This window comes from Lysinibacillus sp. fls2-241-R2A-57 (genome assembly GCF_030209535.1).
GTDB lineage: Bacteria > Bacillota > Bacilli > Bacillales_A > Planococcaceae > Lysinibacillus.
In genome coordinates this window covers 1-15,887 of the sequence record NZ_JARVRU010000066.1, presented here as the reverse complement: position 1 = coordinate 15,887, position 15,887 = coordinate 1, and the positions used below count along the sequence as shown (strand labels likewise).

Here is a 15,887-nt window from a genome sequence, read left to right as displayed (position 1 = left end):
GTCGTTTCGATGGCTCTTTCCGTCACTTCGACATTTCTATCCGTCGCTTTGATGGTTCATTCCGTCACTCCGGCGTTTCTTTCCGTCACTTGATATTTCTATTCGGCACTACGATAGAATTATCGAATTTAAAGCGCCCAGTCGGAACGAAAATCAAGCCCTCATAATGCTGATGAGCCTTACAATCATTTATTCTACAAATATTTCCAAATACCTTTTTTTGAACGCCAAAAAAGCACGGTCATTTTATCACCGTGCTTTTTAGTACCTATTTTATTTAGTTCTTACGTTCGAAAATCTGATATTGGAAAGTGTAACCTTCTGGCGCTGTTTCCGGTTCCTCTGAGGATACATTTTCAAAATTCTGTTCATAATTCGGGAAATATGTATCCCCATTAAACGAATGGTTAATTTTTGTAATGTACAAGCGATCAGCTATATCCATACATGAACGGAAAATTTGCTCGCCACCAATAATCATAATTTCTGGAACATCTCCAGCAAGGGCGAGGGCACCCTCTAAACTTGTCACCACTTCAATCCCGTCCGCATGATAACTTGCGTCACGAGTAATGACAATATTGCGACGACCAGGAAGCGGTCTACCGATGGATTCGAATGTTTTACGCCCCATAATCATTGGCTTCCCCATCGTTTTATCCTTAAAATATTTTAAATCTCCAGGCAAATGCCACGGCATGCCATTTTCATAACCAATCACATAATTATTATCATGTGCCACAATTAAAGAAATCATATTGTCCCTCCAAATACTATCGTTCTCTATATTATAAACATAATTTTACTTTACAATCAGATTATTTCTGCTTAGAAATTAAATTATTTTCTTTTCCAACATTAATTCCTAGTAATATTATAAGAATAGTTTATAATAAGATTACCAAATGAAATTAAAAGGATTGATGAAGATGACGAAGTTAAGAGATGAAGCGATCCGTTATATTAAGGCAAGTGATTCTTCTAAACCGTACTATGATTTAACACCACAAGAAGTAAGAGCCATTCGAATAGTGCCAAAATGGACGTCACCATATAGCCCACAGCTTGCGGCAATTGAAAATAGAAAAATATCAGTTCGAGATGGTGCGCAAATTAATGTGCGCATTTATAAACCTGTTTTAGACAAAAAACTTCCTGTCATTGTATATTATCACGGTGGAGGTTGGGTTTTTGGGAATTTAGACTCCACGGATGCAAGCTGTCAGCTATTAGCAAAAAAAGCCCAAGCAATCGTAGTATCGGTCGATTATCGCCCAGCACCAGAATACCCATTCCCTACTCCGCTCTACGATGCCTATGACGCTTTAAAATGGGTTTATGAGAACATCCAACATTTTGGCGGAGATACAGCAAATCTAACAGTAGCTGGTGATAGCGCAGGTGGAAACTTAGCAACTGTTGTCGCCTACTTAGCTGCTACATTAAATGGACCTGCGATTAAAACTCAAGCACTGATTTATCCTGTAGTCAATGTTGATTTTACAACGGCTTCCTACAGTGCTTACGGGGAAAACTATGGCTTAGACAAAGAAGGAATGCAATGGTTTGCAGGTCATTACGCAGATAGACAAAACTATAAAAATCCATATGTTTCCCCACTTCAGATTGAGGACTTAAGCGTTTTACCAAAAACGATTATTATTGCAGCAGAAGCAGATGTCCTTTACGATGAAGGTCTTGCTTACGCACATAAGCTCGCGGATGCAGGAGTGACTGTTGAGCATGTAAATATGACCGGTTTAATCCATAGTTACTTTAGCAAAATGAATTTTTTCGAACAAGCAACTATTGAAACGACTGAAAAAATTGCTAATTTCGTGAAATAAGTTTGTCTATCCATATAAAATAGTGCGATAATAGAGCAAAATGTTTTTTAAAGGATGACAACATGACACAAACTATTGCTTTACAAATTAACAATCCCTTTTCCGATCAATTAAGAAAAGGCTATCCTCTTATTTCAAAGGATGCCGTTGATGCACGACATCTTCCAAAAGAGGAAGGCGCACTATTAAGACTTACAGATATTCATAACCGTTTTATCGGTACAGGATACTATGGCTTACAAAACAAAGGTATTGGTTGGGTGCTAACAACTGATGCTAATGAAAATATAGACACAGCCTTTTTTATGAAAAAATTTAAAAAGGCCATACAAAATCGAGAAGCATTTTTCAACAATCCTCACACAACAGCCTTCCGAATCTTTAATGGCGAGGGTGATGGCGTTGGCGGTTTAACGATTGACTTTTTCGATTCTTACTATATGGTGAGCTGGTATAGCGCTGGCATTTATTCATTTAAAGAAGAAGTATATGAAGCCCTTGCAGAGACAGTAAACTACAAGGCTATTTATGAGAAAAAACGTTTCGATACGAAAGGTCAGTATATGGAACAGGACGATTTTGTCATGGGAACGCCTGGCGAATTTCCAATTATCGTATCGGAAAATAATATGAAATACGCTGTCAATTTAAACGATGGCGCCATGACAGGTATTTTCCTCGATCAACGAGAAGTGAGACTTGCCATTCGCGAACGTTACGCAGAGGGTAAAAATATGCTCAATACGTTCTCATATACTGGTGCATTTTCTGTTGCCACGGCACTTGGAGGAGCAGTAAAAACGACAAGTGTGGATGTAGCAAAGCGGAGTTTAGCCAAAACAATTGAGCAATTTAGCGTCAATAGCATTGATTACGAATCACAGGATATTAAAGTAATGGATGTCTTTAACTATTTTAAATATGCTCAGCGCCACAATTTAAAATTTGACCTAGTTGTGTTAGATCCACCTAGCTTTGCACGTACGAAGGAAAGAACATTCTCAACGGCGAAAGACTATCCTAAATTACTCATGGATACAATCGCCATTACCGAGAAAAATGGTATCATCGTTGCCTCAACGAACAACGCAAGCTTTGGGATGAAAAAGTTCAAGAGCTTTATTGACCAAGCATTTAAGCAAACAAAAACAGGCTATAAAATTGTTGAAGAATTCAGCTTACCAAAGGATTTCCGTGCCCCACGTGAATATCCTGAATTCAATTATTTAAAAGTTGTTTTTATTGAAAAACTCAACTAAATGATACAAAGACAGAATTGCTTTCTTAGAATTCTGTCTTTTTTTGTTTGGGAGAAATATTTTTGCTAACCCCCTCTCTTGTCATTGTTTGAATTTCCCACTTATCATATAATGTAATTTACAAATTATAGTCACATCGCCATTATATAAGTTGATTTTCGTTTCGACCGAACGCTTTCCTAGGGGCGTCCGATGATCTACTTTGGGCATTAGGATGTTGGCCACGAAGGCGTTATCACAGGATGTGTTGTTTTTTTCGTTCCTCTGATATAAGGTCTCATCTGTAATGTTAATCCCCAAGGAGTCGCCCTGTTTCTACTCTAAATAATCTACTCACATGACATAAGTTTTAACAAATGTCACCCTCAACTTTTGGTGATGAGTGCGAAATTATTAATTAATGGAGATGATTGAATGGGATATGTTCCTGAAAAATTAATGATTACAACAGAAAGGCTCGTTCTTAGATTATTTCAAACATCCGATGCAGAAACGGTTGCGACACTTTGCAATAATTATAATATTTATAAAAGCACGTTGTACCTACCTTTTCCGTATAATTTAGATGATGCATTATCATGGATAGAATTCCATTATGATAATTTTATCGAGGATTTTTCATACGAGTTTGCAGTCACAGATAAAGAAACTGGGGACTTATATGGAGCAATTGGATTATCGAACAATAAACCTTTTAACCAAGGAGAAATAGCTTATTGGATTGGTGAGCAATATTGGGGAAAAGGTTATGCAACAGAGGCAGCACAGTCGATTTTACAATTTGCCTTTGAAGAAAAGAAAATGCATAAAGTATTTGCACGATATTTTTCATCGAACCCCGCTTCTGGAAAAGTAATGGAGAAGCTTGGTATGAAACAAGAAGGAATTTTAAAGGATCATGTCATAAAAGACGGTAAATACGAGGATATAGTATATTACGGAATTATTAATGAATAATTCCGCAGCACCGTTTCTCAAAAATGTGTTTCCGCTCATCTAGTTCCATAACACATACAATAATCGGATTTCAGTTCTTTATAGTCTGAATCAAACTGACAAAATCTTGTGCTTTCTACAAACTGAATTTGAAAGGATAACTAAACTACACCTCTTTAACGTGTTTTTATTCGGATTGAAAAAAAGGTGGCCTAAGAAGTATTTTCACTTCTTAAGCCACCAATATCTCTCCTATAAATATTCCACAAACCAATCCCTAATATATTCAAGTCTATTAATTCTTAACGTTGGTTTTCCGCTCCTTGAAAGTTCATGATTAGACTCAGGGAAGCGGACAAATTTTGTTTCTTTTTTACGATGTTTTAAGGCGATAAATAATTGCTCTGCCTGTTCAATCGGACAGCGATAGTCTTTTTCACTGTGTAAAATTAACAGTGGCGTCTGCACATTGTCTACATATTTAAGTGGCGAATGATTCCATAGCTTCTCTATATTGTCTAGTCCCGCCTGGATTTGCCAGTCATTGAAATAATAGCCGATATCACTTACGCCATAAAAGCTTATCCAGTTAGAAATGCAACGTTGCGTAACTGCTGCTTTAAAGCGATTTGTCTGTCCGACAATCCAGTTTGTCATGAAGCCCCCATAGCTCCCACCTGTAACACCAAGACGGTCCTGGTCAATGAAATCATAATGCTCCAATGCATAATCAACAGCCGCCATTAAATCATTATAATCATTGCCGCCATAATCACCACGGACTGCATCCACAAATTTTTGACCATATCCATGGCTTCCACGGGGATTCGTATACAGAACCGCAAAACCTTGTGCAGCAAGGATTTGGAATTCGTTAAAATAGGTGTTGGCATACATAGCGTGCGGACCACCGTGGATTTCAAGAATAAGTGGATATTTTTCCCCTTCCTCATATCCGACTGGCTTCATCATCCAGCCGCTTACTTTCCAGCCATCTGCCCCTTCAAATTCAACTGCTTCCGGAACAGACAATTCTCTCGTCTTTAAAAATTCTTCATTAACTTTAGTAAGCTGTTCCTTTTCACCTGTATTTAAATTTACGTAAAATAGATCACCAGGATTTGTCGTCGTACTGATTGCCACTACCGCTTTATCATTTTTATGATCAAGCGAAAAACCGTATACATACTGATCATCATGTATAGCTGGATATAATTCTCCCGATAGATTGCCAAAATAAATAGCTGTATTTCCGCGATCAGTCACTTGGAAATAAAAGCTTTTATTATCCTCCAACCATTGGACATGCGGAGCAACTACGCCTTGAAGGAAATCGCCAATGGCAAAATCACCAACAGGTACGTCAAATTCACTCGTTACACATGTCTTATTGTTATTTTCCAAATCATAAATCCATAGCTTTGCATGCGTCGCATTTTCAAATTCTCTTTCACTTCCAACATATGCTATATAACGGCTGTTTGGAGACCATGAAGTTTGATAAAATACCCCTGTTCCTTCCGTTAGCTTACGACCATGTTTCGTTTCTAAATCCAATAAGTAAATATCACTTATGAATGAAAAGTCTAGATCCTCTGTTAAGTCTGCAGTGTAAGAAAGATATTTACCGTTCGGAGACCATGTGCCAAGCTGTAAATTATGTTTCCCTTCCGTCACTAGCTCTAATTCGCCAGATTCAAGATGGACGATTGCAATTTGAGAAAATTGCTCCATATCCAAAAATCCAGCTGCATCTGATTTATGTTTCATCTTCTCAATTTCAAGAGGTTTTAGTTCTTTGTCTTCTTTCTGATTCTTTTCAGCTTTATCATCAATGTTTTCATCTTTACCAAGCTTGACAGAGAAGGCAATTTTCTCTCCACACGGCGACCAAGTAGGTGATGTCGCACCGTTTTTACAATTAGTCACTTGTTGCGCTTCCCCACCTGCTTTAGCAAGAACAAAAATTTGTGGCTTGCCATTTCTCGTTGACACAAACGCAATTTTATTGCCATCTGGAGACCAAACAGGTGAATTCGTTTTATCTTCACCAAATGTCCATTGTTGAGGCTTTTTTTCATTCAAGTTTATGTAAAATAAATTAGACACATAGTCCTTTTTCTTCTCATCAATATGTGTTTCTACGTAGACAACTTCTGTTCCATCAGGTGATACTTGTGGATCCGCCACCGATTTTAATTGATATAGATCCTCTGGTTTTATCCCTTGTTTCAATGTCATATTTTTATCCCCTTTGTGTTGAAATTTCATTACATACTACATTATTTCGATCCCCTAAGTATTATTCCTGCTTTTAAGGAGAAAGTTTTTTTTTTACTCAGAGAGGATTTAACAGTGGCGAGAATTCCAACAGGTGAATTGCTACTTATATTTATTTTTAAGAGATAGGTAAATCAGAGGGATTTGGGATAAAACGTCAATAAAAAGTGAAATATAGTAAGATGCTCGGAAATTTTACGAACAGTAAAGTTTTCCGGGCTTTGTATTTGAACATATAAATTTTGATAAAAAAGAAAGGACATCTTCAATAAAATTAAGTTACCACACAATAACCAATTGGAAGAAGTGTCCTTATATTTGTTTATAAAGTATAAAATAAATCAAATTGTTTTACCGCTAGATATAGAAATAAAACTTCAAGAAATTGAAATCACCTACGCCATCAATGCTTTCAGAAGAAAAAATAGGTGCTATCTATCGACATCGGAAAATCGATGTCGATCCAGTTTTTGGATTCCTGAAGGCTAATTTACTTTAAAGGCAGTAAATCTTCGGAAATACACGCCTATTAACAGCGAAATTGGATATAGAAAATAGAATAATCAAATCTAAGAAAAAAGAGAAATCGAATGAATATCGATTTCTCTTTTCCATGGATATCTACTAGTTTTGTCCCAATCTCCTGTTATACTAGCTTTTGAATATTATACTCGTTCTCAAAAATCTAAAAGGTCTTTTACTTGTTATTTATTAGGGAATGTGATGTCCAATTTAACAGTTGATGTTGAAGTCATTCCAGTTATTGAAACTTTTACTGAAGACCAAGCTCTTGGACTACCATCTCCACCCCCAAACATATTCCATCCAAATCCAGTAGTATAATTGAAACTATTTGACGTTGGATTTTTCGCAGGAAGGCTAGTACCAAGTGCAGAACCAGAATGTGCGTTAACTGTTCTATTTGATAATCTAAACATTTGGTTACTCGGAGACCAACCGCCATATACTTTATTTAATTTAATCTCTGAGTTATTTGATCTTAAATTATATTCACTGTATAACCTAGCAGTGATTCCAGATTCAGTTGTTAAACCCCCACCGACATCATAAGGAGTAAAATTTAGAGAGTTCTGATTTTCTATAGGAATAAAAACATCATAACCGAAAACTTCTGATTCATTGTCAAGCTTAAAAGATTTAACGTTCAGATTATTTTTTAAAATGATTGGATCTAAAAAAATTGTTTCTCCCGTTTCATCATTAGTAATACTGACTTTAACTTGAGCATCATCTAGTAACTTAGAGTTTGATAAATCGTCTCTTGCATAACTTGTACCCATTGACAAAAATCCGAAAAGAGACAGTGCAAAAATAGAAGTAAAGATTTTTTTGAACATATTATTATCATCCTTTCTTTGATTTTCTTTATATCAACACATAGATGTCGAAAAAGGATGAATTTTCTGAAAATTATTTATTTTTACCTATTAATTAATTTGTATACAATATATCCTATAAATAACACTAAAATCAATACCACTGTATCTTTCCAACCCATACCAGCTAAATTCCCACCAATTCCTCTATTTACTCCATCATTTAGAGAACCAGTAGGATTATTTTTTAATTCACTTTGTCTTAAACGTTCTCTTTTTTCTTCTGGTGTTTCCTTTTCCTTTGAATCCATGTGCCAAACACCTCCCAAAAAATTATTTTTTGTTTCTAGAAAGAAATATGCATAATTATGGTTATTTGGAATATACACGAATACAAAGTTTTATCCTCACTCATAAGTATCTTCTCTTTTACAGTTTACTAATTTTTAATATTGCAAATCACATCTTCAGAAAGCAAGTATTCTAACCATTCCTATCACGTTTATTACGCCTAATAACCATAGTCACAATTAACACCCAAAATAATATACTTTTCTATATAGGATAATTCGACATCGAGTATTTATTTTCCTTGAATATACTGGGTAAAATATTTACCCTAGGAGACCAAATAATGAAGAAGACAGAATCACATCTTTGTAATTCTGTCTAAAACACCATGTATTAAATTAATTATTAATACAACAAATTTTATTAATTTTTGACTAAAAGATTTAGACCTCCTAATTAAAGCTCCCAATTCTCCTTAAGTATAGTCAAAATCTTTTTCTTACTACCATTATCCCCTGATACAACTAAATGGAATCGGCTGGTGGACTGAGCCATGTCTAAAGACATCCTGAAAGGTCTGTCAACCACACTCCGACGAAGTGCTACGGTTATCATTTATTCCATAATTGAATCTGGGATAAGTGGTTGAGCACCCATCTGAGTCACGACATAAGCGGCAACTTTCGTGGCAAACTCAATCGAACTTCGAAGTGAATCTCCCCTACATAGCCCTACTGCCAATGCTCCATTAAATGCATCTCCCGCACCAGTTGTATCGATTGTGTCAACGCTCAGCGCTTGTACCCAGCCACTTTCTTTACGATTCATATAAAAAGAGCCTTTAGATCCAAGTGTAACGACTACCGTTCCAACCCCTTTATCCAGCAATAAACTACAAGCGGAGCGAATATTTTCTTCCGTTGTCGTTTCAATACCCGTCAACTGCGCAAGTTCTGTTTCATTCGGAGTTAGAAATGTAATATTCTTCAATAAAGAATTCGGTAATTTTTGAGAAGGTGCTGGATTTAGGATAACGATTTTTCCATGTTGAGATGCGATTTCCACGGCCCTTTCAACTGTATCAAGCGGTATTTCAAGCTGAAGAAGGAGGACCTTACTTAAAGAAATGATAGTAGCTTCCTGTTCAATTTGTTTAGGTGTCACTAAAAAGTTTGCACCGGAAAATAAAACGATTGCATTATCACCAACATCTGTCACTTGGATGATCGCTTGCCCAGTAGCCCCTTCCTTACGTACGGAATCAACAGAAACGCCTTTATCTTGTAAATTTTTTATCGCATGTTCCCCGAATTCATCTTCGCCTACTTTTCCAATAAAATGAACATCTGCTCCTAGTTGGCTTGCAGTTACAGCTTGGTTAGCACCTTTTCCACCAAAATGAACACTATGGGAAACACTGTGAAGCGTTTCACCGTTATTTACAATATAAGGAACACGATAGACCAGATCTATATTGATGCTCCCGACTAATGCAATATCCACCAATTATCATCCTCTCTTAAAATCTCTTGTCTTTAATACGGATAATAATTGACCTTTTGTCAAAATACCTTTCTCCAAGCCCAATATGTTGGCCATTTTAGCAACTGCAGGCGGTTTCAGCATACTTTCTTCTAATATCGCATGGTTATAAAAAATATGTTCTGAATCATCATCTGCAATAATTTTTCGATTTGCCATTACAACGATTCGGGAGAAATATTCCGTGACAAATTCCATATCGTGTGTAATTGTAATAACAGTCTTTCCTTTGCCCTCCAATTCGTCTAAAAGCCTACTTAATAAATCTAATCCAATCCGATCCTGTCCAGCAGTCGGCTCATCCAAAATAATTACATCGGAATCCATTGCCAAAACGGAAGCAATGGTAACAAATTTACGTACGGAATATGGGAGATTATAAGGATTTTCGTGTGAAACATTACTAATTCCGCATAACTCCATCGCCCAATCTGTTAGCAGCGCTACACGTTCTGGATCAAAGCCCATATTTTTTGGCCCAAACTGAACTTCTAATTCCACTTCATTATGGAAAATTTGATCGTCCGGGTTTTGAAATACATAGCCGACCTTTCGGGATACTTGAGCTGTCGTATACTCTTTTGTATCCCAATCCCCAACATAAACCGTACCTTCAGTTGGCTTTAAAAGACCGTTCATCAATTTTACTGCGGTCGTTTTTCCGGCCCCATTTTGCCCAATAATAGCTAGACGTTGGCCAGCAGGAACAGTAAGTGTGAAGTTTTCTAACGCTTTTGTTCCATCGGGATAAGCGAAACTAACGTTTTTCAATTGAAGTTCAGTCATAAACACTCTCCCCTACGCTTGCCCAACTAATGCTTTCAGGTAATTCTTCGTTACGAATTGGGACATATTTTAAATTAACACCATTTTTTTGTAATTTTAGAGCGACCTCGGTTACATGAGGGTATTGAATGTTACAGTCTCCATATCGTGGATCCGCAAAAACTTCTCGCGTCGGACCTTGTAAAACAATTTCACCTTCATTGAGGACGATAAGATTGTCTGCATATTCAGCAATTAAGTCCATTTTATGTTCGACTAGAATAATTGTTTTTCCCTTTTCTTTCATAAGGCGAATGATATCAAAAACATGCTCCGTTCCAATTGGGTCTAACTGAGATGTTGGCTCGTCAATAACAAGGATATCGGGATTCATTACGATGATTGAAGCAAGAGCAACACGTTGACGTTGACCACCAGAAAGTCCCATTGGATGTTTTTCTCGTAAATGCTCGATTTTAACAAGCTGTAATATTTCATTTACTCGGTCTATAATTTCATTTTCTTCTACACCTAAATTTTCGAGCCCATATGCTACTTCGTCAAAAACCGTATCTTTTACTCCTGATACTTGGATGAAAGGATTTTGAAAAACATAGCCAATTTTTTCTCCTAATTGACCTAATTGATACTCTATTATTTTTTTATCATCTACAATAACGTCCCCTTCAAGCACTCCTTTATAAAAATGTGGAATGAATCCACGAATGATATTACAAAGAGTCGTTTTACCGGAACCATTATTGCCGATAATGGCTGTAAATTTTCCCTTTTCAATTGTAAAAGATGCATTTTTTATAATCCAATCATCACTGACTGGATATCGATACGAGACATTTGTCATTTCAATGATGGAATTCATGTAAGTATCCTCCATAACACCATTCCTATTAAAATAATCAAGTAGATGAATGGTAGAATTCGATCAGCTGTACTTTTTGTCAGCTTATGCAAACTTGTCTTTTTTGTTGGCGCAGAAAACGCTCTCGATTCTAGAGTAATTGCTCGTTCTTCAGTACTTGATATCGATGATAATATGAGAGGAGTTAAGGTTGGAATAAATGCTCTCGCTCTAGTCAACATGGACCCTTCCGTTTCGACCCCACGTGTTTTTTGAGCATCCATAATTGTGTTCGCCTGACGTCGCATTTCAGGAATAATTTGTAGTGTTGATAAAACAACATACGCTCCCATCGGAGGTAGACCAGCGTCTTCAAGCGATTTCACAAAGTCACGAACTTCTGTCAAACGGAAAAATAATATGAAGACAGAGCCCATCGCAAGAATACGAGAAGTAAGCGTTAATCCGTAATTTAAGCCTTCCTCAGTCCATTTAAATATTCCCCATTGTCCAATCAAATGATCACCTGGATAGAAAAAGAGCTGCATGAAGAAAACGATAATTAGTAAAAATAACAAAGCTTTCATGACCGTTCCAAAAAATTCTTTCGCAACACCTGCAGCAACAGCGATCAGAAGTAACATCGGAAAAACTAGAAATGAGAATATGAACCCGGGAATAATAAGAACGGAAGCTGATACAAACAATGCAAAGAAGAATTTAGTCAATGGATGCAGCTGCTGAATGAAATTTTTTTGCACTGTGAACCCTCCTTAGAAAAAGTAGAATCTTTTTCGCTCAGGCAGAGCGGAAAGAGTTTATGAAACAATTAGTTATTGCTTTCACGTTTCATATATAGCGTTCCGTAATTCATTTTTGATAAATAGCGATTAGACATTTTTCTTACAATAAAGTATACGATTAGAACAGATACTACTTTGTCCGCAATTTCAAAGATAAAAGATGAAGCAAATACGGCACTCCAAATTTTTTGTCCTGAAGCAAGGAATGTAGCTGTAAGAAGCGATCCTGTACTTCCAGTAGCTCCTCCAAAAACAAGCACTGTAATCGGGGCAGATACGATAACAGCAATGAATGTAATGACAATACCTGAAATAATCGTTTTAGGAATATTTTTAAACATTCCGCCTTTAGCCAAGTACCCTACTCCTAAACCAATCGCCATCGATGTAATCGCATACGGAAAATACGTAGGATTGAAAATGCCATTAATAAGGTTTGTAATTAATCCAGCAAGTAATGCTACCCATGGACCAGCAACGACCCCGATTAAAATGGTTCCAATCGTATCAAGAAAAATAGGGAGCCTTAAAACGTTAGCAATTTGAAAACCGACAATGTTAACTGCTACACCAATTGGAATAAGAAGCATAGACATCATATTAAAGTCATCTTTAAAACTACGTTTCATCTTGGTTTCCCACCTTTTTTATTATTGACTGATTTGACGGCTCATTTTTGCAACCGCTTCTATAAATTGATTGACAAAAGCTTCACGATTGACCGAGTGTAATACTTTTACATTATGAGGTTTGCCGGAACGGTGCATGTAATCGACAACGGTCGCACCAGCCGTATGACGCCCTTCTGTTTCAACCGCCACAAAGCAATCTTCCCCTTTGAAAAGTTCTGGAGTGACAACATATGAAACAGCACATAAATCGTGTAAACGAATACCATTTTCAAAATCAGTTTCTCGGAAATCAGTATTTTTGGCATTTTGTATATAAAAACGAAGCATAGAACTAATTTTATGTGATAAATCTGTACCCATGCTTTCAATTTGATCCAATTCTTCCATATTGACATACGCTTTATGAGTAACATCAAGTCCGCTCATGACAATAGGAATTCCTGAACGAAAAACGATATCGGCTGCATGCGGATCAACATAGACATTAAATTCTGCAAAAGGACTCATATTGCCGGCAACAGCTGCGCCACCCATATAAGATATATAACTGATTTTTCCTTTTACTTCTGGATGAGCAAGCAGCAATGCTCCGATATTTGTAAGAGGGCCAGTTGCGATTAAAACGATTGGTTCCTCACTTTTAGTTAAAACATCTGTTATAGCATTGATAGCTGTTCGATCACTTTCAAGTAAATCCGGCTCCGGTAAAATGACATCTCCTAACCCACTTTCCCCATGAACCTCATCAGCAACCTCAAGTTTACGGAAAAAAGGAGCGTCCAACCCTCTCGCGATTTCAATATTTTGTTTCATATAGCTTGTGAAGGCTCTAGCATTGTAAATTGTTTTATCTTGAGTTTGATTTCCCGGCTCCGTTGTAATTAACTTAATATCCAGATCATCACGAGAAAAAGCTAATAAAAGTGCCATGACATCGTCAATTCCTGGGTCGCAATCAATAATTACTGGTATTTTTTTCATCAATTTCACTCCTTTAGTTAAACTACATTGTTAGAGTTATAGTAATAGATTTGGTGAGGTACTACTTTCTCGTACTATCAGAGTCGGATTAAACATAACGGATTTCGTTTCGGCATTTTCAAGTTTTTGGATTAAAAGCTTTACAGCCTCTCGCCCCATCTGATAAGTATCCTGACGAATTGTAGTAAGTTTAGGTATTAATACAGATACAAACGGAATGTCGTCAAAGCCTACAATGGATAATTCCGTTGGTATTTGAATACCAAGCTCATGAGCCATACGGTAAACACCGAATGCCATTACATCATTAAAAGCAAATATAGCCGTTACTTCTTTTTTCATAAGAAGGTCTTTGGACTTATCGTATGCCATTTCCATCTGAAAATTGCCTTCAATAATATGTGCTGGCAAAAGTTCAACACCTGATTCAGACAGTGCTCTTTTGAAACCTTCCAAACGTTCAATAGTTAAAGAAATGGACCTTGGCCCTATAATGCATCCTATCTTTCTATGTCCTAGCTCTATTAAATGTTTTCCTGCTAAATATCCACCTTTATCATTATCTAAAAAGACACAAGAATGTTTTTTTTCATTCTTTCCCCTATCAATGAGAACAAAAGGAATTTTCGCACGTGACAACTGCTCCTCATCGGATGGATCCAAATAATCTTTTGCCGAAAAAATGATACCATCTACTTGTTGTTCTTCTAATAGTCGCAAATATCGCTTTTCTTTATCAGATCGATCATCAGAATTACAGATGATTAAGCTATATTCTCTTTCATTCGCTTCATCTTCCACCCCTCGACATAATTCTGGAAAATACGGATTAGAAATATTCGGAACAATCAATCCAAATGTTTTCGATTGCTTTGTTACTAAACCTCGCGCAAATTGGTTAGGTTGGAAGTCTACTTCCTCCATCACTTTAAGTATCTTTTCACGTGTCTGTTGAGACATTCCCTCTTCTTTTTGATTCAACACCCTCGAAACAGTCGTAATAGAAACACCGGCTTTTTTCGCTATGTCTTTAATGGTCCATCTTTTCATAATCTTCACCTACTATTACTATAGGATCATGCTTTGAGAAAACGTTTTCGTAAACCGTTTTCTCTATCACCATATCATAATATAGTTAAATCGTCATTATTATTCTGAAAAATCAGAAAACAACAGATGATCGAGAATAAAAATGAAACATAAGCTATGAAATGAAGGGATTTTTTCCCTATACCGGCCCCTATTTGCAAAGAAGTGAGAAAAGCTTCACGAGCCAATTGACCACTTTTACAAAACTCGCGAAAGTATTAGTTGAACATTTGGCCAAGAAAATGTTTAATCTCTCTCAATTTTATTTTATTCTCAACTTTTTGGGCGATGTTTTATTACATAGACTATAATAAATATAAAAAAACCATGGCTCATCACCAAAAGTTGTGGATGACATTTTTTAAAATATATGCGCTGTATTTTAGTTGATTGTAGTGGAGACTGGGCGACTCCTTGGGGATCAGCGTCACAGATGAGACCCTGGAGCGAGCGACGTGAGTGAAGCGGCTCATCGGACGCCCCCAGGAAGCTCTGCTCTGCGCGAAAGCGAAGCGTCAGCGGCAAAGCGCCTAGTCGGAACGGAAATCAACCACACGTTTTGTTGAAGAGCCAAAACCTTATTAAAATAGATTTAATTAGGAGATGAATATATGGCTTCAAATGCAATAGAGTTATTTTTTGTGATTGGATCTATTTATTTCTTTTTCGTAATTTCATTCTTTTTTAGAAAAAGAGGAAAAATAATTTTGTATAGCTTTATAGTTATTATCCTTATCAGCTATGCAGTATTCCTAACTGTTCGTCCATATATACAGAACGCAACATATGATAAATATACTCAAATGGTTGAAGAACATTTAGAAATGAAATACCCTAATGCATCTTGGGAAACTAGTTTTGACAAAGAAGATTTATTAACAACATCATTTGGATACGAAATAAAAGTGATATTTGATGACGAACCAACAGTACTTTATGTTTATAAAGTTGAAAATGGTAAAGTCATTCAAGCGTATGTATCATACAAAGATAATGACAGCCAAAATGACGGAAAGTATGTAGAACGAGACTAAAGACTTTTCATCAGACACTCAATATTAGAAATACAAACAACTAAACATAAATATTAAGAGGCTGGGACATAACTGATCAAAATATTAAAAAGCGCGAAAAATCAATTTTAGAAACGTTGATTTCTCGCGCTTTTCTGATGTAAAATCAGGTGTGTTGATTAACCATTTTTATCCACCTTGATTAAATTAGAAGGATCTGATTTCCGCTACGGGCTACTCGCTTTGTTGCTGT

Annotated in this window: 15 protein-coding genes; 4 read left to right on the top strand and 11 right to left on the bottom strand. The window is 36.5% G+C overall.

Annotation, left to right across the window (positions count from 1 at the left end; translation table 11 throughout):
* Positions 1 to 277: 277 nt before the first annotated feature.
* Positions 278 to 757 (bottom strand): dihydrofolate reductase, encoded by a 480-nt coding sequence (locus QRN68_RS12550; protein WP_285397235.1) that lies wholly within the window; start codon positions 755 to 757, stop codon positions 278 to 280.
* A 172-nt stretch (positions 758 to 929) separates the two neighbouring features.
* On the opposite strand from QRN68_RS12550, the gene QRN68_RS12545 reads away from it, so the two are divergent.
* From QRN68_RS12545 to QRN68_RS12535, 3 genes are all read left to right on the top strand, one after another.
* Positions 930 to 1,847 (top strand): alpha/beta hydrolase, encoded by a 918-nt coding sequence (locus QRN68_RS12545; protein ID WP_285397234.1) that lies wholly within the window; start codon positions 930 to 932, stop codon positions 1,845 to 1,847.
* Positions 1,848 to 1,909: 62 nt separating this feature from the next.
* The gene (locus QRN68_RS12540) at positions 1,910 to 3,106 is read left to right on the top strand and encodes a class I SAM-dependent rRNA methyltransferase (RefSeq protein WP_285397233.1); all 1,197 of its coding nucleotides are present in this window, start codon (positions 1,910 to 1,912) and stop codon (positions 3,104 to 3,106) included.
* Positions 3,107 to 3,520: 414 nt separating this feature from the next.
* Positions 3,521 to 4,063 carry a GNAT family N-acetyltransferase gene (locus tag QRN68_RS12535; protein ID WP_285397232.1) on the top strand — a complete coding sequence of 181 codons (543 nt, stop codon included), beginning with the start codon at positions 3,521 to 3,523 and terminating at the stop codon, positions 4,061 to 4,063.
* Positions 4,064 to 4,294: 231 nt separating this feature from the next.
* On the opposite strand, the gene QRN68_RS12530 is transcribed toward QRN68_RS12535, so the two are convergent.
* The 10 genes from QRN68_RS12530 to QRN68_RS12485 all read right to left on the bottom strand — a co-directional run bounded on the left by QRN68_RS12530 (position 4,295) and on the right by QRN68_RS12485 (position 14,582).
* Positions 4,295 to 6,283 (bottom strand): S9 family peptidase, encoded by a 1,989-nt coding sequence (locus QRN68_RS12530; protein ID WP_285397231.1) that lies wholly within the window; start codon positions 6,281 to 6,283, stop codon positions 4,295 to 4,297.
* Between the two features lie 743 nt (positions 6,284 to 7,026).
* Positions 7,027 to 7,680 (bottom strand): hypothetical protein, encoded by a 654-nt coding sequence (locus QRN68_RS12525; RefSeq protein ID WP_285397230.1) that lies wholly within the window; start codon positions 7,678 to 7,680, stop codon positions 7,027 to 7,029.
* A gap of 83 nt (positions 7,681 to 7,763) precedes the next feature.
* Positions 7,764 to 7,970: a DUF6366 family protein gene (locus QRN68_RS12520; RefSeq protein WP_285397229.1), complete on the bottom strand. Its 207-nt coding sequence runs from the start codon at positions 7,968 to 7,970 to the stop codon at positions 7,764 to 7,766.
* Between the two features lie 595 nt (positions 7,971 to 8,565).
* Positions 8,566 to 9,453 (bottom strand): ribokinase, encoded by an 888-nt coding sequence (rbsK, locus tag QRN68_RS12515; RefSeq protein WP_285397228.1) that lies wholly within the window; start codon positions 9,451 to 9,453, stop codon positions 8,566 to 8,568.
* Positions 9,454 to 9,459: 6 nt separating this feature from the next.
* Positions 9,460 to 10,278 carry an energy-coupling factor ABC transporter ATP-binding protein gene (locus tag QRN68_RS12510; RefSeq protein WP_285397227.1) on the bottom strand — a complete coding sequence of 273 codons (819 nt, stop codon included), beginning with the start codon at positions 10,276 to 10,278 and terminating at the stop codon, positions 9,460 to 9,462.
* Complete coding sequence (locus tag QRN68_RS12505) at positions 10,271 to 11,137, bottom strand: energy-coupling factor ABC transporter ATP-binding protein (protein WP_285397226.1); 867 nt, start codon at positions 11,135 to 11,137, stop codon at positions 10,271 to 10,273. The genes QRN68_RS12510 and QRN68_RS12505 overlap by 8 nt, the downstream gene beginning before the upstream one ends.
* Complete coding sequence (locus QRN68_RS12500) at positions 11,134 to 11,877, bottom strand: energy-coupling factor transporter transmembrane component T family protein (protein WP_285397225.1); 744 nt, start codon at positions 11,875 to 11,877, stop codon at positions 11,134 to 11,136. The genes QRN68_RS12505 and QRN68_RS12500 overlap by 4 nt, the downstream gene beginning before the upstream one ends.
* A gap of 68 nt (positions 11,878 to 11,945) precedes the next feature.
* Entirely contained in the window at positions 11,946 to 12,548 is a 603-nt protein-coding gene (locus QRN68_RS12495) for an ECF transporter S component (RefSeq protein ID WP_285397224.1), read from the bottom strand.
* A 21-nt stretch (positions 12,549 to 12,569) separates the two neighbouring features.
* Positions 12,570 to 13,532 (bottom strand): nucleoside hydrolase, encoded by a 963-nt coding sequence (locus QRN68_RS12490; RefSeq protein WP_285397223.1) that lies wholly within the window; start codon positions 13,530 to 13,532, stop codon positions 12,570 to 12,572.
* 36 nt (positions 13,533 to 13,568) lie between these two features.
* Positions 13,569 to 14,582, bottom strand: a complete 1,014-nt coding sequence (locus tag QRN68_RS12485; protein ID WP_285397222.1) for a LacI family DNA-binding transcriptional regulator — start codon at positions 14,580 to 14,582, stop codon at positions 13,569 to 13,571.
* 650 nt (positions 14,583 to 15,232) lie between these two features.
* On the opposite strand from QRN68_RS12485, the gene QRN68_RS12480 reads away from it, so the two are divergent.
* Positions 15,233 to 15,655, top strand: coding sequence for a sigma factor regulator N-terminal domain-containing protein (locus QRN68_RS12480; RefSeq protein WP_285397221.1), 423 nt, complete (start codon positions 15,233 to 15,235; stop codon positions 15,653 to 15,655).
* The last annotated feature ends 232 nt before the right edge of the window (positions 15,656 to 15,887 follow it).

What these genes read in the sequence shown, in the direction of transcription:
- QRN68_RS12550 (WP_285397235.1), bottom strand. Translation starts at nt 757, where the DNA reads ATGATTTCTTTAATTGTGGCACATGATAATAATTATGTGATTGGTTAT.
- QRN68_RS12545 (WP_285397234.1), top strand. Translation starts at nt 930, where the DNA reads ATGACGAAGTTAAGAGATGAAGCGATCCGTTATATTAAGGCAAGTGAT.
- QRN68_RS12540 (WP_285397233.1), top strand. Translation starts at nt 1,910, where the DNA reads ATGACACAAACTATTGCTTTACAAATTAACAATCCCTTTTCCGATCAA.
- QRN68_RS12535 (WP_285397232.1), top strand. Translation starts at nt 3,521, where the DNA reads ATGGGATATGTTCCTGAAAAATTAATGATTACAACAGAAAGGCTCGTT.
- QRN68_RS12530 (WP_285397231.1), bottom strand. Translation starts at nt 6,283, where the DNA reads ATGACATTGAAACAAGGGATAAAACCAGAGGATCTATATCAATTAAAA.
- QRN68_RS12525 (WP_285397230.1), bottom strand. Translation starts at nt 7,680, where the DNA reads ATGTTCAAAAAAATCTTTACTTCTATTTTTGCACTGTCTCTTTTCGGA.
- QRN68_RS12520 (WP_285397229.1), bottom strand. Translation starts at nt 7,970, where the DNA reads ATGGATTCAAAGGAAAAGGAAACACCAGAAGAAAAAAGAGAACGTTTA.
- QRN68_RS12510 (WP_285397227.1), bottom strand. Translation starts at nt 10,278, where the DNA reads ATGACTGAACTTCAATTGAAAAACGTTAGTTTCGCTTATCCCGATGGA.
- QRN68_RS12505 (WP_285397226.1), bottom strand. Translation starts at nt 11,137, where the DNA reads ATGAATTCCATCATTGAAATGACAAATGTCTCGTATCGATATCCAGTC.
- QRN68_RS12495 (WP_285397224.1), bottom strand. Translation starts at nt 12,548, where the DNA reads ATGAAACGTAGTTTTAAAGATGACTTTAATATGATGTCTATGCTTCTT.
- QRN68_RS12490 (WP_285397223.1), bottom strand. Translation starts at nt 13,532, where the DNA reads ATGAAAAAAATACCAGTAATTATTGATTGCGACCCAGGAATTGACGAT.
- QRN68_RS12485 (WP_285397222.1), bottom strand. Translation starts at nt 14,582, where the DNA reads ATGAAAAGATGGACCATTAAAGACATAGCGAAAAAAGCCGGTGTTTCT.
- QRN68_RS12480 (WP_285397221.1), top strand. Translation starts at nt 15,233, where the DNA reads ATGGCTTCAAATGCAATAGAGTTATTTTTTGTGATTGGATCTATTTAT.